Here is a 22,823-nt window from a genome sequence, read left to right as displayed (position 1 = left end):
GACAGGCCGAATCGCCTGGACGCCGAGGGGGTCCAGGCGCGGACCTGTTCTAGGTTGGTCGCGGAAGCGGTGCTCAGTCAGGCTTGCGGTGGCCGCCGCCCGCGTTGTTCAAACCGGACAGCAGTCGCTGCATGACCTGCGGGTCCAGCTCGTCGGGCTCGTCGCCGAGAGCCTCGGCGGCGGGGGAGCGTCGCTTCTCGCGCCGCGGCAGCGGCACCGCGGAGGCGCTCATGCCCGGCGGCAGTGCCAGCTCGCACCAGCGGCGGTTGCCGCGGCCGCCGAGCGGTTCCACTCCGGTGCGCATTCCTTGTAATTCCTTCAACTGAGCGGGAGCCCCGCCCTTGGTCTCGTCCTCGACCTCGATGACCAGGCAATCGCCGCGCAATCGCAATCTGATCGTGAGGAACCCAGGCGAGTTCGGATCGGAGGCCTGCACCGCGGCGTCCACCATCAGACCGGTGGTGTGCGCGGCCTCGTCCGCGAGCGGCCGAAGCGACCACTCGCTGAGCGTGAAGCGCACGAAGATGTCAGTGCAGTTCAGCGCGGTGGGCAGGGCGATGAGTCGCAGGTCGTCGACCTGTGCGGTGTCGGCGTTCACCTGGTTCCTTCCTGTCGTGCTCCGGTGCGAGCCGCAGCCGTCACCCGGACTCCGTATCTTGCCAACCTGACTTTCTCCCGTGTTTGGCAGGGTTGCCGCTGAGGGTGTCATGCCAGGCCGCCGGTGCAACAGTCACGATCCGGTCCCCGATGAGCATCTGCGTCGTCGCCGGCGCCGCTCGCTTCGTCCGCCGGTGCGCGTCGCGGGGACGGTCGTTATGAGCGAGATGACAAGGATCGCCCGGTTTCGGCGGTTTCCTTCGGATTTTCATTACCGGATGTTGTGCGGGGAGTTTCCTCTCGGTAATCTCCGAAATCCGCGAGCAGAAGTCGAAATTGCTGCGGGTCCATTCGCTCTGATCGGTGCCGGATTCGTTGCGGCATCAGTACTTCCTTGTGCGGTGGTGCGTTTTCTCTACTGGTTCGGAATGAATTCAGGAGCAGCGGTTCCCGCATGTTCGGGACGGCTGTGCGCAGACTGGAGGAACTGTGAACAAGAATGTCGAATTCGCCTTGGCGGCACGCCGTGGTATCGCTGTCGTGGCCGGGACGGTGCTGGCCGTCGGTGTCGCCGCAGCCGGTGCGGGCGTGGCGTCGGCCGCGCCGGTGACCAAGACGCTCAGCTACACCTGCGCCTTCCCGCTCATCGGCAACGGCCAGGTGAGCACGGACATCGCGGTGACGCTGCCGGACGCGGCGGTGTTGGGCCAGCCCATCGAGGCGACCGACTTCTCCGCGACGGTGAGCGTGCCGGAGGAGACCGTCAACGGTTTCGACCTGCTCGGCGCGGCCACGGTAGAAGGCTCCGCCACGGTGAACGCCGTGGTCACCGACGGGGCGGGTGCGGCGCAGGACGTGGTGATGCAGGACCTGCCGGTGCCCAGCACGCCGATCCCCGAGTCCGGCCCGCTGGTGGTGACCGCCGCCGGCCCGGTGCCCGCGGTGACGCCGGACGCCGCCGGGGACGCGACGGTGGCGGTCGCGGACACGTTCACCTCGAAACTCACCCCGAAGAAGGCCGACGGCTCGGACACCGCGCTGGGCACCTTCGACCTGACCTGCACCGTCGACGCCGGGCAGGACCTGGTGCTGGGGACCGTGCCGGTCGCCGACGCCGCCGTGGCGCACCGGAGCTGACCCGCCCGTTCCGCGACGCCGAGAGGTGACCGACGTGTGGACCGGATGTGATCGAGCTCCTGCGCGGTGCTGTTCACCCTGGTCCACACGTTCACCGCGGAAGCGGACCCCGTGCACCGGGAACCGGACGCCCGCTGCGGCGGACCGGACGATCGACGCGACCGTCTCGGCCGAATTCGACGAAGTCGGCTCCCCCGCATGGCCGCACCGGGCGAGCCGATCGACGTCGAGCACCCGGCGGTCGTCCTCGCATCCGGTGCTCACATCGCGCCCGGCAGAACCAGCGCGCCCCAGGCGAACACGGGGCCGAGGGCGACCACTCCGGCGGAGTAGCCGATGACCTGCCGGTAGAAGGCGTCCTTGTCCACACCCCGCGCGTTGCTCAGCACCAGCGCACCGTTGGTGGAGAACGGCGAGACGTCCACGATGGTCGTCGACACGGCCAGCGCCGCGACCAGGCCCGCCGCGCTCAGGTGGCTCGAGAGCAGCAGCGGCACGGCGACCGGGATGATCGCGGTGAGGATGGCGGTCGACGACGCGAACGCGGACGCCACCGCGACCACGATGCACAGCAGCAGCGCCACCAGCAGCGGCGCGCCGGAGGACGCCGCCTGGTGCGAGATCAGATCGATGGTGCCCGCCTTCTCCAGCACGCCGACATAGGTGACCATCCCCGCGACCAGCAGGATCGTCGACCAGCTGATGCCCTCCACCGCCTTCGCCTGGGCGCGCATGTCCACCAGGGTCAGCAGCGTGCCTGCGGCGAGCGCGAGAATCCCGATCTCCAGTTGGAACACCAGCGCGCCCACCGCTAAAGCCAGCAGCGAGGCCAGCGTCAGCCATTGCCTCCAGGTGATCCCGGCGCCCGCCTGCTCGACGGAGGGCGCTTCCTCGGGCTCTCCGGCCGGGACGGTCGCCGAGCGGCGCAGGAGCAGGAACGTGACCGCCGACAGCGCGAAGTTGAATCCCAGGCTGGCGAGGAACAGCACGTGCGGCGCGACCGCGAGCGAGGTCTCCGCCAGCATCCCCGACACCAGCACCCCGGACACGGCGATCGGCGAGAACGCTCCCGCGTGCGCGCCGCAGATGATCATCATGCCGATCATGAGCGGGCTCATCCGGTGCCGGTGGGCGAAGTTCATGCCGACCGGGACCAGCAACGCCACGGCAGCCGGGGTGAACGTGCCGAACGCGGTGAGCACGCAGGCCACGGCGAACAGCACCCACGGGATGAGCGCCACCTCGCCCCGCACCAGCCGCACCCCCGCTGAGACCAGCAGGTCCACCGTGCCGTTGCGCCGTGCCACCGCGAACAGGTAGGTCACCCCGACGATCGTCACGAACAGGGAGGCGGGGAATCCGGCGAAGATCTCGTCCTCGGACAAGCCGAGCGAGGCGGTGCCGACGGCGAACGCGCCTAGGAACGCCAGGATGCCGATGTTGATCGGCAGCACGGTGGCGACCACGAACATCACGGCGAGTGCGCCGATGGAGATCAGTTCAGCAGACATCGTTGTCCTCAGTGCTGGGTCGGGGCGCGACGCGGTGGAGGCGGGCGTGCGACGCGGCGGTCGGTCATCGGAGCCGTTGGAGTCCCGCAGCGGAAGATCCGCTCCACCACCGCACCGATCATCTGGGAGGAATTCCTATGCGGGCTGCGGCAGCGCCGAGTCCGGGATGTGGATGCGCGCCTCGCACAGCACCCGGGCGGCGCGTCGGATGGTCACCCGTCGCGGGCCGGAGTCGGTGAGGTCGTCGCAGGCCACGGTCACCACCCCGGCCGCGGTCCCGATCCGCGTGGCGGTCGAGCTCGGCGACCCCGCCGCGTCGTGCACGGTGCTGCCCCGGAAGGAAGCGGCCACGGCCACGGCCACGGCCGAGGTGAGCCCGATCGCCGGGTGCGGGCTGTTCATGGACAACATCCGCACCGACACGTCGTGCGATCGCGCGTCGATGCGCTCGCCGGTGGTGCTGATGTAGTCGGCCGGTGGTCCCACGATGCCGACCTTCGGCACCGCGTCGCCGGTGTCGCGGCCGGGCAGGATCAGGTGGGCCGCGGCTCGCCGGACCTGGCGCAGCGGAGCCACCAGGTCACGCATTCGTTCCAAGGATTCCGTTCCGCTGGCGCCGAGCGCGCCCGCCTGGACCAGCACCGCCGGTGCGCCGGCGTCGACCAGCGTCGCCGGGAAGTCGTCGTCGCCCGCGCGCAGCACGTCGAGCGCCCGCCCGGTGGGCAGGGTCGCACCCGTCGTGCGGCCGCCCGGATCGAGGAACGTCAGACCCACCGCGACGCCCCCGGCTCTGGTGCCGGGCACCGTCTGGTCGCCGAACTCGTGCACCACGCCGCCAGTGGTGTCCACATCGGACTCCAGGACGGCTCCGGTGTTGGTGTTGCGCATGACCACGCGAGTGCGGTCTCCGTCGGGCGGGACGAGTCCGCGCGCCACCGCCCACAGCGCGATGGCGGTGGCGCAGTTGCCGCAGTTGCTTCCCCATTCGACGCGCGGCACCCCGATGCCGACCTGGCCGAACAGGTAGTCGACGTGCACGCCGGGTGCCTGCGAGGCCGAGACCACGGCGGCCTTCGAGGTCGTCGGGGTGGCGCCGCCGACGCCGTCGAGCTGCACCGGGTCCGCGGAACCGTAGGCGTCGACCAGCAGCCGTTCCAGTTCCGCGATGTCGTCCGGCACGTTCTCCTGGGCGAACAACCAGCACTTGCTGGTCCCGCCCCGCACCAAGGTCGCCGGTATGTGCACTGGGCTTCTCCGTTGTTCCGAACCATTCGGGCGAGGTCCACAGTGGCGAGAGGTAGGCTTGAGGACAATGTTCGTTTTCTAAGATGCCGTTAAGCACAGCTCAAGGATCGCTCTGGATCGGCTCCGTTTCGGCAGGAGGAAGCGCATGCTCGACGTCCGGCGGATGCTGCTGCTGGTGGAGGTCGCGGAACGCGGATCGCTCACCGCGGCCGCCGACGCGGCCGGGGTCACGCCGTCCGCCGCCTCGCAGCAGATGTCCAGGCTCGAAGCCGACCTCGGTCAGCCCCTGCTGCACCGGTTGCCGCGCGGAGTCCGGCTCACCGATGCGGGCGAAGCCCTCGTCGCCAGGGGCCGGGCGATCCGCCGCGAGCTGCGCGGCGCGGACGCGGATCTGGAAGCGCTCGCCCGGCTGGACCGCGGGACGCTGCGGCTGGGTTCGTTCCCCACGGTGAGCGCGTCGCTGCTGCCCCCGGCGCTGACCCGCTTCGCCCGCAAGCACCCGAGCCTGCACGTCAAGGTGCACTCCGGGCTGCTGGCGCACCTGCTCGACCGGCTCGACACCGGCGAGATCGAACTCGCGATGCTGTGGGACTACGAGTGGAACCGCGTCGACGACCCCTCGCTGATCGTGCGCCACCTGCTCGACGATCCGACCGTGCTGGTGGTGCCCGCGAACTCGGAGCTGCTCGAAGCCGGCGAGATCGGCCTCACCGATCTCGCCGAACAGCAGTGGATCATCCGCGCGGACAACCATCCCGTTGCGGAAGTGCTGCGCCGCAGCTGTCGGCGCGCCGGTTTCGAACCGCGCATCGGGTACGAGTCGCACGATTACCAGGAGGCGCAGGCGATGGTGGCCGCCGGGCTCGGCATCGCCATCGCGCCCAGGCTGGCGATGACGAACCGTCGCAGCGACGTCCGGCTGGTGCGCTTCGCCACCGGAGTGCCCGCGCCGATCCGGCGAATCCTGCTGGCCCGCCCCGCGAATCGCAATCCCACTCCCGCCGCCGCGGCGATGGCCGAGATCCTGGGCGCCGTGGCGGTGAAGTTCGCCGATCAGAACCTCAACAGCACCCAGTTCGGCACCGTGCGCACCCCGCACCAGGGGCGGTGAGGCGGGCTCCGCGGGGGTGGGCGGCGGACTTCGTTCGGGAACCGGCCCTGAGCGGGGCGCGGACCTGCTCGGCGACGCCGTCGCGTCGTTGCCGGAGGCGGTCGCGATTCCGGTGGTGACCACTTCTACGAAGTGCGGGCGCGGCTGGAACTCGCCGTCGTGGCCGAGCGTGCGGGGCGTGCTGATCTGCGCGAGGACAACGAGCTCGGCATCGCGAGCGCGCGTGCGGAACCGGGCGGCGAGGTGGTCCTGCCGCTGCCGGGGACATCGCGGAGCCGAAGCGATCACCTGGAGCACCGCTGCGGAGCGCGTCGACGCCCCGGTTGCGCACTTCGTCGTGAGCTGCGATCCGGCTGATCTGCGCGGGCTGCTCGCGTACCGTGGGGAGCCGACTACCGCCGGGTGATGAGGATGGGCGCATGGACGATCGGCCGCAGCAGGCGAACTCCGTGTCCGGCGCGGCCGGTGGTCCGGTCGTGCAGACCGGCGCGCACTACGGGGACACCTACATCGGTACGACACCGGTGCGCGTGCCGCGTGAGATCCATCCGCTGACGGGGGAGTTCGTCAATCGCGACCGGGAGCGCACCCGTGCCCGCGCACTGCTCGCGCACAGCGACGGGAAGCCCGGCTCGAAGATCGTGATGTTCACCGGGCTGCCCGGTGTGGGGAAGTCCGCTACGGCTCGGCACGTGGCGGGTGAGGTCGACGCCTATCCCGGTGGCGAGCTCTTCGTGGACCTCGGGAAGCTGCGCGGACCCGACGGTGTCGCCGTCAGCGATGCGCTCGCGGACTGCCTGCGTTCGCTGGGCGTGCAGGAGAAGGTGCTGCCGTCCACGTTCGCCGGGCGCGCCGGTCTCTACCAGACGTGGACCAGCGGATCGCCGGTCCTGGTGCTGCTCGACGACGTGGCCGAACCCGCCGAGGTGGAGCCGTTCGTGCCGAAGGCGCCGGGCAGTTCGGTGCTGGTGACCAGCAACCGGCGGCTCAGCGACCTGCTGCTCGACGAAGCCTCGGTGGTCGAGATCGACCCGCTCGGCGACGAGGCAGGCAGCGAACTCATGCAGGCGATGTGCGGTGCCCGCCGGGCCGAGCAGGAACCGGCGGCGATGCGCGAGCTCGCCGGGCTCTGCGGCGGCTTCCCCGAGATGCTGCGGATCATGGCCGCCGCGCTGCGCGCACATCCGAGCCTGCCGGTGGCGGAGCTCGTCGCGGAGAACCGGGCGGACGGGTCGCAGCTGACCTCGCCGTTCACCGTCGCCTACAAGATGCTGCCGCCGGAGGCCGCGGAACTGTACCGGCGGCTCGGCCTGGTGCCGGTCGGCGACTTCGACCTGGACCTGGTGCGCGCCGCGGCCGAGGTCCCGGCTCGGGCGCGCCGGGTGCTGGTCGCCTTGCTGGACGCGCACTTCGTGGTCGACGACGGCAGCGGCCGCTATCGGATGCACGACCTGGTGCGGGCGCACGCGCGGGCCTGCGCCGAGCAGCACGACTCCGCGGAGTCCCGGGCCGCGACGTTGCGGCGAATCGTGCGGCATTGCCTGCACCGGGCCGCGTTCGCCGACCTGGCGATCCTCGGACGGGGCAGGCTGCGGATCACCGACCACGCGGAACTGCTCGCGGGACAGGAGCAGCCGTTCACCGGTGAGCGCGCGAAGCAGGACGCGATGAGCTGGATGGACGCCGAACGCGCGACGCTGGCCGCGGTGCTGCGGTCCGCTGTGGACGGTGGGCTGCACCGCGCGGCGTGGCAGCTGGCCGAGGCGATGACCGCGCTCTACGTCAACCGCCGCTACCTGCTGGAATGGGTCGCGACCACCGAACTCGGGGTGCGGGCCGCGGAACTCGACGAGCGGCCTGACGCGGTCGCCCGGTTGCGCAGCTTCGTGTCCCGCGCCCTGACCGACCTCGGTGAGCTCGCACGCGCCGAAGCGGAGCTCGACGCCGCGTTGCCGCGGGCGGAGGGACTCGGGCAGCCGCGCTTGCTGGCCTCCGTGTGGGAACTCGTGGGCCGGTACCGCGACGCGACCGGGCGGAGCGCGACGGCGGTCGAGGCGTACGGCCAGGCGCTGGAGCTGTTCGTCGCCGCCGGGGACCTGCGAGGCCGGGCGTTCGTGACGTACTTCCTCGGGTGCAGCCTGGACGCGTCCGGTGAGCACCGGCGAGCCCTGGAGACGCTGCACGAGGCGCTGCGGCTGATCAGGGACGTGCCGGACGAGCGGATGGCGGGGCGCGCCCTCACCGGTATCGGCGTCGCCCACGCGGGGCTCGGCGAACTCGACGCCGCGAACGATGTGCTGCACGAGGCGATCTCGGTGCTCATCGCGGGCGAGGACCACTACTACGCCGCGCAGGCCAGGGAACGGCTCGCCGAGGTCGCCGCCGCTCGTGGAGACGTGGCGCTGCAACGGGACAACCTGCGCGCCGCGCTCGCCGTGCACGAGAGCTTCGGCGGGCCCCGCGCGGCGGACCTGCGGGCGGAGCTGGAACGGCTCGGCTGAGCGCCCGTCAGCGCTCGGACACGGTCATCCGGAACTCCTGCGCACCGGACACCACGGTGACCTGCTGAGCGCGCCGCCCTGCGACGACGAGTGCGTACAGCGCCGACGCGGCGAGCATGGCCACGGCGGGGCGATCCGTCGCGATCCGCACCGCCGGTCCATTGCGGACGGTCGCGAGGCAGCCGTCCGCGGTCGCGGCGGCACGGATCCGGGCGCCGGGGAAGTCGATGCCGGACCGGGACAGCCATGCGAGCGCGTCCGCCTCATTCGTCACCGCGCCGCGCGCCAGCACCGCGGCGGACTGGTGCCGTGCCAGCCGAGGTTCGTCCTCGTCCACGGCGAGGTGCCGCTGCGCACCTCCGTCGAGATCGGCCGGGTCGTCCGCACGCCGAACGGCCGCCGGGTAGCGGCGCAGCACGACCGCGTCCGGCGCGGTGAACTCGGTGAACACCTCGAACGAGGCCGGTTCACGCCGGTGCGGCGCGGGGTCCGCCGGGCGCAGCAGCGGCGCTTCCCGGTCGGGCGCGGGCAGGCCGAGGCGGTCGTAGAGCACGTCGCGCAGGACGCGGGAGGCGTCGCCGAGGTGCGCGAACACCTGCTCGGACAGCGCGGCGAACCGCTCGGGATCGTGTTCGCGGGAGGAACGCTCCAGCTGTTCCAGCACGTCGCCCCGCACCTCGAGGTGGTCCGCGCCGCGCTGGAGCACTTCGACGGGAGTTCCGGGCACGCTCTCCGCTCCGAACGCGGCCAGCAGCAACGGTTTTCCGAGGCATGCGGCGTAGAGGCTCACCGAACCGTGATCACCCACGACCTGGTGCGCGGCGACCAGCGATGCCTGCCAGCCGCCATCGGGCGGCAGCAACAGCAGGCCGGCGTCGACGGCGTCGGCGAACCAGGTCCGCACCCGCAGCTCGCCGTACCAGGACCAGATGTTCGGGTGCATCGCCAACGCCACGGCGTACTCGTCGGCGGGCAGCTGCGCGAGCAACCGCTCCGCGAGCCCGCGATGCGTGCCCAGGAGTCCCTCCTCGCGCCACGTTGAGCTCAGCAGCACCAGCTTCCGGCCGCGCAGGCCCAGCGCCCGCCGGTAGCGGTCGCGCAGCGGGAGGCTCGCCCGCAGCTGGTCGAAGGTGGGGTCGCCGACGACGGCGGTGCGGCCCGCGACCTCGGGCCGGACCGCCCGCAGCTGCCGGTCCTGCGCTTCGTTCGCCAACGTCACCAGCACGTTGCCGGTGCGCAGCGCGTACTCCGAGGGCAGGCCCGCGAGGCGGGTGCCGCCCGTCTTCGGGTCGGGCACGTACTTGTTGAACCCGATGCCGTGCGGCAGCACCACGACCGGCCGGGAGAGGTCGAGCTCGTCGAAGTCGACGTTCTCGCTCGCCGAGATCGCCAGCGCGTACGGGACCTTCCGCACCTGGTCCCACGGGACGATCCGGTCGGCTCGCGCATCGCGCAGCAGCTCGTGCACTCCGGTGCTGTGCCGCGAGGTGTCGTTGACGGTGAAGACCAGGTCCACCCGGAAGTCGTCCCGGAAGAACCGGAGCGCGTCGAGCAGCCGAGCGGTCGAAGTGATGGTGCGTGCGATGACCAGGACCGTGCGCTCGCAGCCGAACGTGCCGTGCACCGGCTCGTCCTCGGTGACCAGCGGCTGCGGCGGCTCACCGGTCATGGTGACTTCCGGTGATCGAGCGTGCACCGGACCATGCTGCCCCGAGCGGTACCGCCCCGGCTAGGCCCGTTCGCGGTTCGCGGTTCGCGGTTCGCGGTTCGCGGTTCGCGGTTCGCGGTTCGCGGTTCGCGGTTCGCGGTTCGCGGTTCGCGGTTCGCGGTTCGCGGTTCGCGGTTCGCGGTTCGCGGTTCGCGGTTCGCGGTTCGCGGTTCGCGGTTCGCGGTTCGCGGTTCGCGGTTCGCGAGTTGATCATACCGGACCAGGCGACCGCACGGATCGGCGGGTGGCCCGCTGACCGGCCTGTTCGCGCCGATCGGTGCCGTGGTGCGCATGACGTCCCCGCTTCCTGGTACCCGTCCATGGTACGTACCCGCGCCCCCGCGGCCGGGGTGCAGCGCCGGGGCTCCGCGGGGTGGGCGTGCGTATGTTGACGGGCATGCGGCGGACTTCGTTCGGGAACTGGCCCTGCTCGATCGCGCGGGTCGCGGACCTGCTCGGCGACGCCTGGACGACGCTGCTGCTGCGGGAGGCGTTCTACGGGTTCCGGCGCTTCGACGAGTTCCGGCAGGAACTGGGCATCGCGCGCAACACCCTCACCGACCGGCTGCGCCTGCTGGTGGACGAAGGGCTGCTGGCCAAGCAGCGCTACCAGGCTGAGCCGGAGCGGTACGAGTACGTGCTCACCGACAAGGGCCGCGACTTCTTCCCCGTGCTGGCTGCGATGGCGACCTGGGGAGACCGCTGGCTCGCCGACGCGGACGGGCCGCCGATCACGTTCCACCACCACCCTTGCGGGCACGACAGCCACGCCGAGGTCGTGTGCGCGGAGTGCGCCCGGCCGATGCGCGCGCAGGACAGCGAGATGCGGATGGGGCCCGGGTTCCCGCCCAAGCTGGCCCGGCGTCCCGACGTCGTGCGTCGGTTCGGTGCCGAACCGGAGTGACGGCTCCGGTGCCGTTCGCCGGAACCCCCCGGCGACCACCGAGGTCCGCCTCCGTCTCGCGATGCCTCCTGGCACGTGTTCGCCGGGTGGGCAGCCTGGTTGACATTGTCGGTCTCATGTTGAAACTCTGGTGTTCAACAACGATCTACTGGGAGCAACAGCGGAGGCCTGGTCGACGATGGAGTGGACTGGAGCACGGCTCGCGGACCGGCCGGGTACCGAAGTGCGGACCTGGGTCGCCGCCACTCCGGAACAGGTGTGGCCGGTCGTGTCCGACATCGAACTGCTGCCCGGCGGCAGCCGCGAACTGCGCTCCGTGCAGTGGCTCGACGGGGCGACCGGCCCCGCGCTGGGCGCGCGCTTCCGCGGGCACAACGGCAACGACGTGCTGGGGGAGTGGACCACGACCTCGCACGTCGTCGAGTGCGAGCCCGGCCGCGCCTTCGCCTGGGCCGTGCAGGACCCCGCCGAGCCCCTCGCGACCTGGCGGTTCGCCCTGCGACCGCAGGACGGCGGGACCGAACTGAGCTACCGGGTGCGGATCGGGCCGGGGCGTTCCGGGCTCACGATGGCCGTCGAGCGGATGCCGGAGAAGGAGCAGAAGATCGTGTTCCGGCGGCTGTCCGACCTGGCGGAGAACATGGGCGCCACCCTCGAACTCCTCAAGCGCACCGCGGAACGGGCGGCCTGATGCGCACGGCGACCACGGTCGAGGCATCCGGGGGCGGCCGAGACCACGTGGCGTTCGTGGTGGAGGCCGAGAAGCTGGGGCTCGACGTGTGCTGGGTCGCCGAGGCCTGGGGTTCCGACGCGCCCTCCGTGCTGGGCCACTACGCGGCGAAGACGGACCGGATGTTGCTCGGCTCCGGGATCATGCAGGTCGGCACGCGCACTCCCGTCGCGGTGGCGCAGACCGCCATCACCTTGGCGAACCTGTCCGGTGGCCGTTTCCTGCTCGGGCTGGGAGCCTCCGGGCCGCAGGTGATCGAGGGGCTGCACGGCGTCCCCTTCGCGCGGCCGCGCAGCCGGACCAGGGAGACCGTGCAGATCGTCCGAGCCGCCCTCGGGGGCGAGAAGATCGCCCACTCCGGCCGCGAGTTCACCATCCCGCTGCCGGGAGAGGCGGTGCCGATGCGGCTCTCCGCCCGGCCCGAACATCCGATCCCGATCTACCTGGCGACGATGTCGCCCGCGATGCTGCGGTTGACCGGCGAGATCGCCGACGGGTGGCTCGGGACCAGCTTCGTGCCGGAAGGCGCCGTGGAGGCCTACTTCGCGCACCTCGACGAGGGACTGCGCGACGCCGGGCGCAGCCGAGCGGACCTGGACGTGTGCCAAGGCGCGGAGGTGGCGTTCGCGCGCGACGAGGACGCGCTGCGCCCGATGGTGGCGGCGCGCAAGGAAGCGCTCGCGTTCAGCCTGGGCGGGATGGGCTCGGCGTCGACCAACTTCTACAACCGGGCCTACGGCCGCCAAGGCTGGGCGGAGGTCGCGGCGGAGGTCCGCGACCGCTGGCAGGCGGGCGACCGCGCGGGCGCGGCGGCGCTCGTCACCGATGACATGGTGCTCGCCACCACCCTGATCGGCACCGAGCCGATGGTGCGGGAACGGCTGCGGGTATGGCGCGACGCCGGGGTCGACCTGGTGCGGCTCTACCCGGCGGGCGACGACCTCGACGAACGGCTGAGCACGCTGGCCAGGGCGATCGAGCTGGTGCGCGAGGTGGACGGCCGACCACCGGAGCACCGCGGTCCGCGCAGGAGTGATCGGCCGGGCTACCAGTCCAACCCGACCTGATCGCCCACCACCGCCACCGGGCACGGCGAGTGGTGCAGCACGCCGAGCGCGACCGAGCCCGGCCGCGCCGGGGTGCTCCGCGACCGGTGGCCCACGACCAGCAGCCGCGCGCCGCGTGCCTGCTCGCACAGCGACTCCACCGGATGCTGGTCCGTCGCGATCCGGCGGACCACGACATCGGGATAGTGCTCCCGCCACACCGCCAGCTGGCCGCTCACCTGCTCCTCCGCGTCCTCCTGGTGCCTGCGGCGCTCGGCGTCGTCGAGGATGGCCGGCAGGAAGTAGGCGTCGGGCAGCGCCTGCACGGCCACCAGCTCGCGCCCGCGCCGGTCCGCGCAGTCGAACGCGAAGTGCAGCGCGGGCCTGCTCGCGGGCGACAGGTCGAGGCCGACGACGACCGGGCCGGGACCCGGCTCGCCCGCCCCGCGCACCACGACCGCCGGGCAACCGGCGCTCGTGGCGACGGCGGTGCTCACCGAACCCAGCAACGCGTCCCGGATCGCTCCGCGACCGCGGGACCCGACGACGACCAGCGCCGCTTCCGCGGACCGCGCCACCAAGTCCTCGGCGGGATTCCCGGGCACCGCTTGCGCGCGGACGTGCAGTTCGGGTTCGGCGGCGCGGCACCGCGCGGCGACGCCGCGCACCAGCTCGTCCGCCCATTCCCGGCGGTGCGCGGTGTCGTAGGCGAGCACCAGGTGCAGCGAGGCCCCGAGCAGCGCCGCCTCCGCGGTCGCCCACTCGGCGCAGCGCTCCGACTGCTCGGAACCGTCGACACCGGCGAGCACGGTTCTGGCGGGAAGGAACACCCTGACCCCCTTCGCGCGCACGGCCTTCGAGCCTGACCCGCCGGGACGGCGCGGAACCAGGGTCCAAAGGCACGGGAGCGGGTGCTCAGCGCAGGCGTTCGAGCTCCGCGGCCACCGAGACCACTTCGGCGGCCATCTTGCGCAGTTCCTCGGTGCTCGCGCCGTCCTCGGCCGCGGTGCCCACGTCCTCGGCCGCGCAGCGCAGCTGGAACAGCCGGTCCTGCAGGTCCGCGATCTCCGCCGCCGAGAGCACCACCGCGTCCTCCGGCAGTCCCGAGCGCTGCACCGCTCCCCGGCGCTCGTAGGCGCGCTGCCTGCACGACTGCGTGCAGTACAGGCGCGGCCGCCCTTGCCGCCCGGAGGCGGCCAGTCGACGCCCGCACCAGGCGCAATGCCGGTCCGCACGACGGCGCCCCGACTCCGCCACCGGTGGTGCGGCACCACTGGAGGCGGTCTCGGTGGTGGGCGAATTGATCTCGGGCAGGCTGTCCACGGTGCGCAACCGTAATGCGACCTCTCGGCGAACATCGCATTGCCACGCCGGTGCGGGTGCCGCCGCGCGCGCCGCGTCGGGCAGAGTGGAGCGGCGATCCCGCCCGCATCCCCGGTCGTGAAAGGACCCGAGCCCCCGTGACCCACCCGTTCCTGCAGGGACCCTGGCCACGCGCATTCGCCCACCGAGGTTGGCACCTCGGCGACCTGCACGACATGGAGAACTCGATGAGCGCCCTGCGGCGCGCCGTCGACGAGGGCTACCGCTACCTCGAGACCGACGTGCACGCCACGGCCGACGAGGTGGTCGTCCTGAACCATGATCCGAACCTGGACCGCACGACGGACGGGCGCGGTACGATCCGTCGGCTGCCGTGGTCGGCGGTCGGGTCCGCCCGCGTCGGCGGGCGGGAACCGGTCGCCCGCCTCGACGACGTGCTGGAGGAACTCCCGCAGGCGCTGCTGAACATCGACGTCAAGGAGGACGCCGCGGTTCGGCCGGTCCTGGAGACCTTGCGCAGGCACGACGCGTGGCATCGGGTCTGCCTCGCGTCGTTCGACGAGCGCCGGCTGCGCGAACTGCGCAAGGGCGGGAGCTCGGAACTGCTGACGTCGATGGGGAAGCGGAGCGCGGCGACGCTGTGGGGAGCGTCGCGCTACGGCGGCCGGGGCCTGCGGTCGCGGATCGACGGGTGGGCCGCGCAGGTGCCGCGGTGGCACGGCAGGATCCGCGTCGTCGATCAGCGGTTCGTCCGGATGGCGCACCACTGGGGACTGGAAGTGCACACGTGGACGGTGAACGAGGCGTCGGAGATGCGGGACCTGCTCGACCTGGGGGTCGACGGAGTGGTCACCGATCGTCCCGACGTGCTGCGCGACGTGCTGCGCGACGTGCTGGGCGACCGGTTCGCGGGCGGCACCGGACCGGGCGGCCTCCGGGAAGCGGAGCGGGGAGACGACCTGTCCTGAACCGCCCGCGGCGCGCTGGGGCGGGAGCGCCGCACGAACGGCCGGACCGGCTGCGATCGCATCACCGGCCAACGCGATGAACTGGGGAGATAGGGGTATCAGGAGCCGTCGGAAGCATGATCATCGCACCGCGACCGCGCGTTGATCTGGAGCCGATACAGTCCCCGTTACCCCTATCGAGTGAACACTTGAGGACGGAGAGGTATGAGCGTGCAGGGCGGTCTCGCGCCGGACACCGCGAGACGACGCCGCGAGCAGCGAGGTTGGTGCTGGTACGACTGGGCCAACTCGGTGTTCCCGACGTCGGTGACGACGGTGTTCCTCTCGCTGTACCTGACGAGCGTGGCCACCGAAGCCGCCACCGCGGACGTCGCGCGCAACGGGATCGGAGCCTGCCCCGGCGGCAATTCGCTGGTGCGCTGCGACATCTCCGTGCTGGGCCTGGCGTTCCCGGCCGGTTCGCTGTGGGGCTACCTGCTCTCGGTCGCCACCGTGGTGCAGGTGCTGGTGCTGCCCATCACCGGCGCGATCGCCGACCGCACCCAGAACAAGCGGAGCATGCTCGCCGGTTTCGCCTTCGGCGGCGCGCTGGCCACCTCGCTGCTGGGGCTGGTGGGCGTGTCGAACTGGCAGTGGGGGCTGGTCTTCTTCATCGCCGCCAACATCTGCTTCGGCGCGTCGGTGGTCGTGTACTACTCGTTCCTGCCCGAGATCGCCGACGCCGATGAGCGCGACCGGTTGTCCTCCCGCGGGTGGGCCTTCGGCTACCTCGGCGGCGGCTGCGCGCTGGCGTTGCAGCTGGCGCTCTACCTCGGTCACGACGCGCTCGGGCTCAGCGAGGACACCGCGGTCCGCGTCGTGTTCGTGACCTCCGGTATCTGGTGGGCCGCGTTCACCCTGCTGCCGCTGGCGGCGCTGCGCGGCCACCACGCGCCCGAAGGGACCGAGCGGGGCGCCTCGGTGATCACGGCCGGGTTCAAGCAGCTGAGCTCCACGATCAGGCAGGCGCGGAGCTTCCCGCTGACGCTGGCGTTCCTCGGCGCGTACATGATCTACACCGACGGGATCGCGACGGTCACCCAGGTTTCCGCTCAGTACGGTGACATGGAGTTGCGGCTGCCCCAGGAGTCACTGATCATCACGTTGCTGATCGTGCAGTTCATCGCTTTCGTCGGCGGTGTGTTGCACGGCTTGCTCGCAAGCCGGATCGGCGCGAAGAAGACGATCATGATCAGCTTGGTGGTCTGGGTCGGCGTGCTGGCCGCGGCCTACTTCGTCCAGTCCGGCCAGCAGTTCCAGTTCTACGGGCTGGCCGTCGGGATCGGCCTGGTGCTCGGCGGTACCAATGCGCTGTCGCGTTCGCTGTTCAGCCAGATGGTGCCGGAAGGCAAGGAGGCCGAGTATTTCTCGCTCTACGAGGTCGGGGAGCGCTCCACGTCCTGGCTCGGGCCGTTGGTCTTCGCCGGAGTCGGCCAGGCCACCGGTTCGTTCCGGCTGGCGATCGTCTCGCTGGTCTTCTTCTTCGTCGTCGGCCTGGTGCTGGTGTCGATGGTGCCGGTCCGCCGGGCCATCGAAGCGGTCGGCAACCGTCCTCCGGAGCGGGTGTGAACGATGTCGGCGCTCGGCCGTGCCGGTGATGCGTTTCAGTGAGGACACCGGCATGATTGGCATATGCCGGTACGCAGCGTCGCGCAGTCGAGGGCGGGTGGTCGGCACGCAACGTGATCGAGCCCCGGGCGACCGCCGCCGGTCCACGGGTGATCTCGCTTTCAATTTCAGCAAGAGAGTGAAGGTTAACTTGCCCTTAGTTACAACTTGTCTGGCACTATCACCCGTTCGGTGCAACCTCTAGGTTGCGAGAAGGAGAACGCGTCACGAACGCGACCTCCTTGCATCTCTAGAGGGGACAACGTCGTTGACGAGTGAAGAACGTCACCGACGGCAACTGAAAGCCTCGTGCCGGGAACATGCGACGGTCCGTCCGTCGTTGCACTCGGTGAGCACAACCCGTCCGGACACTGCTCCGGGCCGAAGTGAAAGGAACCGTCATGGCCGATCGCGTTCTGCGTGGCAGCCGGCTCGGAGCGGTCAGCTACGAGACCGACCGCAACCACGACCTCGCACCGCGCCGGACGGTGCGCTACGCCTGCCCCAAGGATCACGAGTTCGAGGTGCCGTTCTCCGACGACGCCGAGATCCCGCCGACCTGGGAGTGCCGCCTGCACGGCTCCGAATCCAAGATCATCGACGGATCGGAGCCCGAGCAGAAGAAGGCCAAACCGCCGCGCACCCACTGGGACATGCTGCTCGAACGCCGCAGCATCCCCGAACTGGAGGAACTGCTCAACGAGCGGCTCGAAGTGCTGCGCGGCCGGCGCAGCCACTCCGCCTGAGCGACAACAGCACCCCCGCGACCAGCGGGTGAGCACACCGAACGCCTGGGCCCCGTGCGGGGGAGCCCAGGCGTCTTTGTGTGTTGGGGGGTGACGGCTCGTTCTGCTTTGGTGGTCGGGTGGCGGAACCTCAGCTTCCTTCTCGCTGCGGGATCTTTTTCCCAAGTGGCTCCGCCACGAGGGAAAAAGCTGTCCTCGCGAGAAGGAAGCTGAGAACCCGCGGGTGAGGGCTTTTTGACGTGGGCTATGTGCTTCGCACATACAGGCACGGCCTCCGGCCGCAAGGCAGGCGTGGCTTCGCCGCCCACTGCACGGCTTCGCCGCTAGGCACGGCCTTCGGCCGCCGAGCAGGCGTGGCTTCGCCCGCCCCTGATGCACGGCTTCGTCGTGAGGTATGGCCTTCGGCTGTGGGGTGGGATTGGCTCGCTTTGCCGGGGGTCAGGTGCGGGGGAGTAGGGCTTTGAGCTGGGTGGCTCGGCGGCGGAGGCCCCACTTGGTTACTCGGAGGAGGGCTTCGCGGACGATGTCGGGGCTCATCTTGGATTCGCCGAACTCTCGGTCGGTGAAGGTGATCGGGACCTCGACGACGGCGAAGCCCGCTTCGACGGCGCGCAGCGTCAGGTCTACCTGGAAGCAGTAGCCCTGCGAGGCGACGTCGTGCAAGGACAGCTCCGTGAGCACGTGCCTGCGGTAGGCGCGGAAACCGGCGGTGCTGTCGTTGATCGGGACGCCCAGCGCGTACTTCGAGTACAGGTTCGCCCCGCGGGACAGCGCCTGGCGGTGCCACGGCCAGTTCACGACCCGGCCGCCGGGGACGTAGCGGGAACCGATGACCACGTCGGCGCCGGTGCCGTCCGGGCCGAGCATCGCCAGCATACGGGCGAGATCCTCCGGCGGGTGCGAACCGTCGGCGTCCATCTCCACCACCGCGGCGTAGTCGCGGGCAAGCGCCCAATCGAACCCGGCCACGTAGGCGGCACCCAGGCCCGCCTTGTCGCTGCGGTGCAGCACGTGCACCCGTTCGTCGGCGGCGGCCAGCTCGTCCGCGAGCTCACCGGTGCCGTCCGGGCTCGCGTCGTCGACGACGAGCACGTGCGCGGCCGGCAGCGCGGCGTGCAGTCGCTGCACGACCGGCTCCAGGTTCTCCCGCTCGTCGTAAGTGGGGATGACGACCAGAGCCGAGCCGGGCAGCCCCGCTCCACCATCGGGGGCGTGCCGGTCCGTCATAGCGATCCTCCTTCGGGTCACACGTCCCCCAGTGCGTGGCGCGTGACCGGGCGTGTCAGTTCTTGTCGTGCGCGCGTCGCCGCGCGGTGGCCGCGAGGGCGCCGACGCCCAGGAGCGAGAGCACCCAGGTGGGCGCGGCTCCGAGCGTCGTGGCGAGGGTGCGTTCGGTGCGCAGCGGCACGTCGCCGTGGAGATTCTGCGCCGTGAACTGCTCCGAGCGAGCCGTGATCACCCCATCGGGCCGGATGATCGCGCTGATGCCGCTGGTCGCGGACACGACCACGGCTCGACCGTGCTCCACGGCGCGCAACCGGGACATCGCCAGGTGCTGCCAGCTCATCTCGGAGTGTCCGTACCAGGCGTTGTTCGTGGGCACCGCCAGCAGGGTGGCGCCCTCGCGGGCGGCACCGGTGAACACGTCGTCGTAGGCCACGTCGTAGCAGAGGCCGACGCCGAGCCGGATCGCTCCGGCCTGCAGCACGCCCGGCACGTCCCCGGCGACCATGTCCTGCTGGAAGCGGTCGACGAAGGGGCTGACCAGGCGGGCGACGGAGCGCATCGGGATCGTCTCGGCGAACGGCACCAGGTGCTGCTTGGCGTACTCCTCGTCGGCGCCGCGCTCCGGATCCCACTCGACGATGCGGTTGCGGAACGTTCCGTCGGGGTCCTGCGCGAAACCGCCCGCGATCACCGGGACGCCGAGCTGCGCGGTGACCGCGCTGAGCTCCGGGTCGTAGCGGGTCGGGCCCCAGCTGCCGACCTGCTCGGGCAGGACCACCAGGTCCGGGCGCGGCACCCGGCCCGCCCGGACGTCCTCGACGAGCCGCCGGGCACCACGGATGTGGTTGTCGTGCAGCACGTCGTCCTCGTAGAGCAGGTCGAGGCCGATGTCCGGCGCGTTGCCCTGCACCGTCGCGACCCGTGCGGTGCCCGCTTCGGGGGCGACGCCGACGGTGGGCCACAGCGCCGCGCCCGCCACCAGCGGTACCAGCACCGCGACCACCGGGGTGATCAGCCGGGTGCGGGACCGGCGCAGCCGCAGCGCGAGGACGCCGAGCGCGCAACCGATCAACGCCACCGCGAAGGTGACGAGCACGGCGCCGCCCACCGAGGCCAGCGGCAGCAGCGGTCCCGTGGGCTGGGTGAACGCGAGCCGCCCCCACGGGAACCCGCCGAAGGGCTGCGCGCCGCGCAGCGCCTCGCACAGCACGAACACGGCCGCCATCCACACCGGAGCGCCGCGCAGGCTGCTCACCCGCGCCATGCCGGCACCGGCGAGTCCGAGGAACACCGCCTCGACCAGTGCGACGCCCAGCCACGGCCACGGGCCGAACTGGTTCCCGAGGAAGTCCTGGATCCAACCCAGCAGCGGCAGCATGTAGGCGAACCCGAACAGCACGCCGTAGCCGAATCCGCCGCGGGTGCGGCGCCCGTGCACGGCGGCGGCGAACGGGGCGACGGCGAGCGGCGCCAGCCACCACAGGTCGCGCGGCGGGGAAGCCGCGTAGAGCAGCAGGCCCGCGGCGACGACGGCGATGATCCGCAGCCAGCGGGCGGCTCCGCCGGCAACGCGTCTGCCGGGCTGCCCCTCGGCGCTGTTCTGCGAGGTCACCGTGGGGGCACTCACCCGATCAACTCTCTCGGTACTGCGGCCGGCGAACCGGGGCGGACTTGACGCTGCGGGCGCGCGAATCGGCGCGCGCCCGCGTCAAATGTACGCCGACCGGGCGAAGCGGAGGTCTGGACCTGGCAGGTGCCGCGCGCTGCCTCGCCGGTTCCGGGAGCGGAGTCAGTGCGTCGCGGCGCGGTTGCGGCGGTTCGCGGTGCGCCGCAGCTGCAGGATGCGGGCGGCGCCGACGAGCGCCACGAGCAGCCCGCCGATCGCGGCGGCCAGCAGCAGCGCGACGCCGACCGGGAGGTCGCCGCGCAGGCCGAGGAAGGTGACCGAGGTGGGCTGCAGGTTCTGCAGGATGAACACCAGCAGCACGATCAGCGCGATGGTCGCGACGACGACCGCGGCCCAGGTCCCCGCGGTCCGGGTGTGCTGGAGCTTCTCCGCCGCGGACGGTTCCTCGACGGGTGCGGACGGTTCGAGCTCGCCGCGCTGGTGCTCGGGCTCGGTGAGCGGTTCCGCCGGGGTAGTCCGGTCGTCGGCGGTGCTGTCATCGCTGGCCATGCGGCTCATTGTGCAATATGCACCGACCGTGCTGAACGGCGCTCCGCGCGAAGATCGGATGAACGCGCCGCCGGGCGGGTCGGTGGCGGTCGTGCCCTCAGCGGGTGGGGAGGCCGCCGGTGAAGCGCTTGAGCACGACCGTCCGGCGCGCGGACCCGGGCCAGATCTGCACGTGGTAGGCGTCGTTGCCGGTGGCCCCGTTCGCGCTGATCGAGCCGAACCCCTCGCAGCGCGTCCGCACCCGGTAGATGCCGACCGGCACGGCGAACAGGTGGGCGCTGCGCCTGCTGTCGGAACCGCCCAGCACGAGGATCTGACCGCTGGCGATCTCGACGGAGGCTTCGGTGACGTGGTCCCACGGCGCGAGGTCGCACTCCGGCGCCGCCGGGACGATCTCGACGGTGACCGGGACGTTCCTGCGGCGGGCGGTGCCGACGGTGACCACGCCGTCCCGGCTGGAGATCAGGTCGCGGCGCAGATCGGCGTCGGTGTCGTTGATGGCGGCCAGGTCGTAGTCCGCGTGGGCGTCGCGGACCTCGAAGCTGTGGTAGTCGGCGAAGATCGTCAGCTCTCGCCGCGTCCGGTCGATGTCCACCGTGCGTCCCCCCGGTTGCGCGCTCGCCAATCCTTTCTAGCAGCCCGTTCCGGTGGCGGCGGTGGGATCTTCGGGATCCCCACCGCCTGGCGCAGCGGCGTCCGCCCCGGTACCGGCGGACGGACCAATCACTTCCGGCGACCGCCGCGCCGCCGGTCCGCGGAAGCACCCGCGGTGCGCGGCCGGGCTTCAGCCGCAGGCGATGACCGCGGCGCCGCCGGAGGTCGGGCTCAGCTGCTTCACGTAGGCGTCGTCGGCGGTGGCGCTGGCCGAGTTCCATTCCGCGCACGCGCTCGACCGGTCCTGGTACGGCCCGTAGTAGATGGAGTAGATGTCCTTGCCGGTCTTCGAGGTCGTGGCGGACGCCCCGCACGGAGTGCTGGGCACGTGGAGGTAGTGCGCGCCGGCGTTCTCGTCGAGCAGCTGCTGGGCGGTGTCCGCGTCGAACGCGGCGCCGACGACCACGGTGAACCCGCCGTCGCAGGGCGGGGTGCTCAGCGGAACCGACAGCCCCAGGTCGGGCGATGCCGGCGCGGTCGAGGACCACGGCGCCGTCGGAGCGGGGGAGTCGGCCGCGGGGTCCGCGCTGCCACCACGGGTGATGGCCGCCCACCCGGCGGCGGCTCCCGCCACCAGCAGCGCGCCCAGGGCGGCGCCGATCAGCAGGCCCTTCCTGCGGCCTCGCGGCACCCGTTGCGGCGCGGTGCCGCCCGGTACGGCGGGGTGCGGGACGTGGCCGGTCGAGTCCAGCGCCGCGCGGGCGGCCCGTGCCAGTTCACCGGCGGAGGCGAACCGGTGCGCGGGCTGCTTGGCCATGCCGCGCGTGATCACGGGGTCGAAGGCGGTGCCCAGGTGCGGGGTGGTGACGCCGGGGCGCGGCGGGTCGTCGTTGAGGTGCGCGTTGATCATCGCCACGGTGGCGTCGCGCTCGAACGGTTTCCGCCCGGTGAGGCACTGGTAGAGCATGCAGGCCAGCGAGTACACGTCCGAGCGCGGATCCGCCGGCGCCTCGCCGAACCGCTCCGGCGCCATGTACGCCAGCGTGCCCACCGTGATCCCGGTGGAGGTCAGCGCGGTTCCGGCGCTCGCCGCGTAGGCGATGCCGAAGTCGACGAGGTACGCGAATCCGCTGCTGCTGACCAGCACGTTCGACGGCTTCACGTCGCGGTGCACCAGCCCGTCGGCGTGCGCGGAGTCCAGCGCGTGGGCGACCTGCTCGATGAGCGCGACCGCTCGGTCCGGCGGCATCGGACCGGAGGCGTCGAGCCGAGTGGCCAGGTCCGACCCGTCCACCAGCCGCATGTCCAGGTACAGCCTGCCGTTGATCTCGCCGTAGGAGTGGATCGGGATCACGTGCGGATCGCGCAGCCGCGCGGTGGCCTGCGCTTCGCGCTGGAACCGGCGGCGGAATTCGGCGTCCCCGGCGTAGCGCTCGGCGATCAGCTTCAACGCCACCGGCCGCTGGTGGCGGGTGTCGTGCGCGCGGTGGATCTCTCCCATGCCGCCTCGCGCGATCAGGCCCTGGACCAGATAAGGACCGAACTGCCACTCCACCCGCTTGACCCCTCTTCCCGATCGCGTGACGTCAGTCTATTGGGTGACGGGCCGGGATGTGCGCGAGTACGCCCGTTCTCCCCGCCGCTCTTGCCCG

The 22,823-nt window shown here is 71.6% G+C and carries 20 protein-coding genes; 9 read left to right on the top strand and 11 right to left on the bottom strand.

All coding sequences use genetic code 11. The annotated features are described in order from the left end of the window. Positions 1–73: 73 nt before the first annotated feature. On the bottom strand, positions 74–598 hold the full coding sequence (locus BJ969_RS14785) for a sensor histidine kinase (RefSeq protein WP_184479499.1): 525 nt from the start codon (positions 596–598) through the stop codon (positions 74–76). 539 nt (positions 599–1,137) lie between these two features. Between BJ969_RS14785 and BJ969_RS14780 the strand changes: the two genes are divergently transcribed. Next, entirely contained in the window at positions 1,138–1,734 is a 597-nt protein-coding gene (locus BJ969_RS14780) for a DUF6801 domain-containing protein (RefSeq protein ID WP_184479498.1), read from the top strand. A gap of 260 nt (positions 1,735–1,994) precedes the next feature. Here BJ969_RS14780 and BJ969_RS14775 read toward each other — a convergent pair whose 3' ends face one another. After that, the gene (locus tag BJ969_RS14775; RefSeq protein WP_184479497.1) at positions 1,995–3,245 is read right to left on the bottom strand and encodes an SLC13 family permease; all 1,251 of its coding nucleotides are present in this window, start codon (positions 3,243–3,245) and stop codon (positions 1,995–1,997) included. 135 nt (positions 3,246–3,380) lie between these two features. Next, complete coding sequence (locus BJ969_RS14770) at positions 3,381–4,490, bottom strand: PrpF domain-containing protein (protein ID WP_184479496.1); 1,110 nt, start codon at positions 4,488–4,490, stop codon at positions 3,381–3,383. A gap of 145 nt (positions 4,491–4,635) precedes the next feature. Here BJ969_RS14770 and BJ969_RS14765 point away from each other — a divergent pair, with 145 nt between their 5' ends. Together BJ969_RS14765 and BJ969_RS14760 are read left to right on the top strand one after the other, a co-directional pair. After that, positions 4,636–5,601 carry a LysR family transcriptional regulator gene (locus BJ969_RS14765; RefSeq protein ID WP_184479495.1) on the top strand — a complete coding sequence of 322 codons (966 nt, stop codon included), beginning with the start codon at positions 4,636–4,638 and terminating at the stop codon, positions 5,599–5,601. A gap of 419 nt (positions 5,602–6,020) precedes the next feature. Continuing rightward, positions 6,021–8,102, top strand: a complete 2,082-nt coding sequence (locus BJ969_RS14760) for an NB-ARC domain-containing protein (protein ID WP_184479494.1) — start codon at positions 6,021–6,023, stop codon at positions 8,100–8,102. 7 nt (positions 8,103–8,109) lie between these two features. Here BJ969_RS14760 and BJ969_RS14755 read toward each other — a convergent pair whose 3' ends face one another. Then, positions 8,110–9,798, bottom strand: coding sequence for a hypothetical protein (locus BJ969_RS14755; protein ID WP_184479493.1), 1,689 nt, complete (start codon positions 9,796–9,798; stop codon positions 8,110–8,112). A gap of 409 nt (positions 9,799–10,207) precedes the next feature. Between BJ969_RS14755 and BJ969_RS14750 the strand changes: the two genes are divergently transcribed. The 3 genes from BJ969_RS14750 (at position 10,208) to BJ969_RS14740 (ending at position 12,511) form a co-directional block, all read left to right on the top strand. After that, entirely contained in the window at positions 10,208–10,714 is a 507-nt protein-coding gene (locus BJ969_RS14750) for a winged helix-turn-helix transcriptional regulator (protein WP_184479492.1), read from the top strand. A 178-nt stretch (positions 10,715–10,892) separates the two neighbouring features. After that, complete coding sequence (locus BJ969_RS14745; protein WP_184479491.1) at positions 10,893–11,405, top strand: SRPBCC family protein; 513 nt, start codon at positions 10,893–10,895, stop codon at positions 11,403–11,405. After that, positions 11,405–12,511, top strand: a complete 1,107-nt coding sequence (locus tag BJ969_RS14740; RefSeq protein ID WP_184479490.1) for an LLM class flavin-dependent oxidoreductase — start codon at positions 11,405–11,407, stop codon at positions 12,509–12,511. Before BJ969_RS14745 ends, BJ969_RS14740 begins: the two co-directional genes overlap by 1 nt. Here BJ969_RS14740 and BJ969_RS30580 read toward each other — a convergent pair. Both BJ969_RS30580 and BJ969_RS14730 read right to left on the bottom strand, forming a co-directional pair. After that, positions 12,490–13,320, bottom strand: coding sequence for a universal stress protein (locus tag BJ969_RS30580; RefSeq protein ID WP_343071416.1), 831 nt, complete (start codon positions 13,318–13,320; stop codon positions 12,490–12,492). The genes BJ969_RS14740 and BJ969_RS30580 overlap by 22 nt on opposite strands. An 85-nt stretch (positions 13,321–13,405) precedes the next feature. Continuing rightward, positions 13,406–13,747 carry a hypothetical protein gene (locus BJ969_RS14730; RefSeq protein WP_184485306.1) on the bottom strand — a complete coding sequence of 114 codons (342 nt, stop codon included), beginning with the start codon at positions 13,745–13,747 and terminating at the stop codon, positions 13,406–13,408. Positions 13,748–13,950: 203 nt separating this feature from the next. Between BJ969_RS14730 and BJ969_RS14725 the strand changes: the two genes are divergently transcribed. From BJ969_RS14725 to BJ969_RS14715, 3 genes are all read left to right on the top strand, one after another. After that, positions 13,951–14,781: a glycerophosphodiester phosphodiesterase family protein gene (locus BJ969_RS14725; protein WP_343071415.1), complete on the top strand. Its 831-nt coding sequence runs from the start codon at positions 13,951–13,953 to the stop codon at positions 14,779–14,781. 204 nt (positions 14,782–14,985) lie between these two features. Continuing rightward, positions 14,986–16,389, top strand: coding sequence for an MFS transporter (locus BJ969_RS14720; protein WP_184479488.1), 1,404 nt, complete (start codon positions 14,986–14,988; stop codon positions 16,387–16,389). A 440-nt stretch (positions 16,390–16,829) separates the two neighbouring features. Continuing rightward, complete coding sequence (locus tag BJ969_RS14715) at positions 16,830–17,174, top strand: RNA polymerase-binding protein RbpA (protein WP_184479487.1); 345 nt, start codon at positions 16,830–16,832, stop codon at positions 17,172–17,174. Positions 17,175–17,612: 438 nt separating this feature from the next. Here the strand turns inward: BJ969_RS14715 and BJ969_RS14710 are convergent, their stop codons facing one another. The 5 genes from BJ969_RS14710 to BJ969_RS14690 all read right to left on the bottom strand — a co-directional run bounded on the left by BJ969_RS14710 (position 17,613) and on the right by BJ969_RS14690 (position 22,726). After that, positions 17,613–18,401 carry a polyprenol monophosphomannose synthase gene (locus BJ969_RS14710; protein ID WP_184479486.1) on the bottom strand — a complete coding sequence of 263 codons (789 nt, stop codon included), beginning with the start codon at positions 18,399–18,401 and terminating at the stop codon, positions 17,613–17,615. A 55-nt stretch (positions 18,402–18,456) separates the two neighbouring features. Further along, positions 18,457–20,028: an apolipoprotein N-acyltransferase gene (gene lnt, locus BJ969_RS14705; RefSeq protein ID WP_343071413.1), complete on the bottom strand. Its 1,572-nt coding sequence runs from the start codon at positions 20,026–20,028 to the stop codon at positions 18,457–18,459. A 162-nt stretch (positions 20,029–20,190) separates the two neighbouring features. Beyond that, positions 20,191–20,577 (bottom strand): LapA family protein, encoded by a 387-nt coding sequence (locus BJ969_RS14700; protein ID WP_246456804.1) that lies wholly within the window; start codon positions 20,575–20,577, stop codon positions 20,191–20,193. A 97-nt stretch (positions 20,578–20,674) separates the two neighbouring features. Continuing rightward, entirely contained in the window at positions 20,675–21,172 is a 498-nt protein-coding gene (locus BJ969_RS14695; protein ID WP_184479484.1) for a hypothetical protein, read from the bottom strand. 189 nt (positions 21,173–21,361) lie between these two features. Beyond that, positions 21,362–22,726: a protein kinase domain-containing protein gene (locus BJ969_RS14690; RefSeq protein ID WP_184479483.1), complete on the bottom strand. Its 1,365-nt coding sequence runs from the start codon at positions 22,724–22,726 to the stop codon at positions 21,362–21,364. Between the last annotated feature and the right edge of the window lie 97 nt (positions 22,727–22,823).

The sequence above is a fragment of the Saccharopolyspora gloriosae genome (assembly GCF_014203325.1).
Lineage (GTDB): Bacteria > Actinomycetota > Actinomycetes > Mycobacteriales > Pseudonocardiaceae > Saccharopolyspora_C > Saccharopolyspora_C gloriosae.
This window is presented reverse-complemented; position numbering and strand designations above follow the sequence as displayed.

Bases quoted from the DNA above. Each gene is read 5' to 3' on its own strand.
- BJ969_RS14775 (WP_184479497.1), bottom strand. From the start codon at position 3,245: ATGTCTGCTGAACTGATCTCCATCGGCGCACTCGCCGTGATGTTCGTG.
- BJ969_RS14765 (WP_184479495.1), top strand. From the start codon at position 4,636: ATGCTCGACGTCCGGCGGATGCTGCTGCTGGTGGAGGTCGCGGAACGC.
- BJ969_RS14760 (WP_184479494.1), top strand. From the start codon at position 6,021: ATGGACGATCGGCCGCAGCAGGCGAACTCCGTGTCCGGCGCGGCCGGT.
- BJ969_RS14750 (WP_184479492.1), top strand. From the start codon at position 10,208: ATGCGGCGGACTTCGTTCGGGAACTGGCCCTGCTCGATCGCGCGGGTC.
- BJ969_RS14745 (WP_184479491.1), top strand. From the start codon at position 10,893: ATGGAGTGGACTGGAGCACGGCTCGCGGACCGGCCGGGTACCGAAGTG.
- BJ969_RS14740 (WP_184479490.1), top strand. From the start codon at position 11,405: ATGCGCACGGCGACCACGGTCGAGGCATCCGGGGGCGGCCGAGACCAC.
- BJ969_RS14720 (WP_184479488.1), top strand. From the start codon at position 14,986: ATGAGCGTGCAGGGCGGTCTCGCGCCGGACACCGCGAGACGACGCCGC.
- BJ969_RS14715 (WP_184479487.1), top strand. From the start codon at position 16,830: ATGGCCGATCGCGTTCTGCGTGGCAGCCGGCTCGGAGCGGTCAGCTAC.
- BJ969_RS14710 (WP_184479486.1), bottom strand. From the start codon at position 18,401: ATGACGGACCGGCACGCCCCCGATGGTGGAGCGGGGCTGCCCGGCTCG.
- BJ969_RS14700 (WP_246456804.1), bottom strand. From the start codon at position 20,577: ATGGCCAGCGATGACAGCACCGCCGACGACCGGACTACCCCGGCGGAA.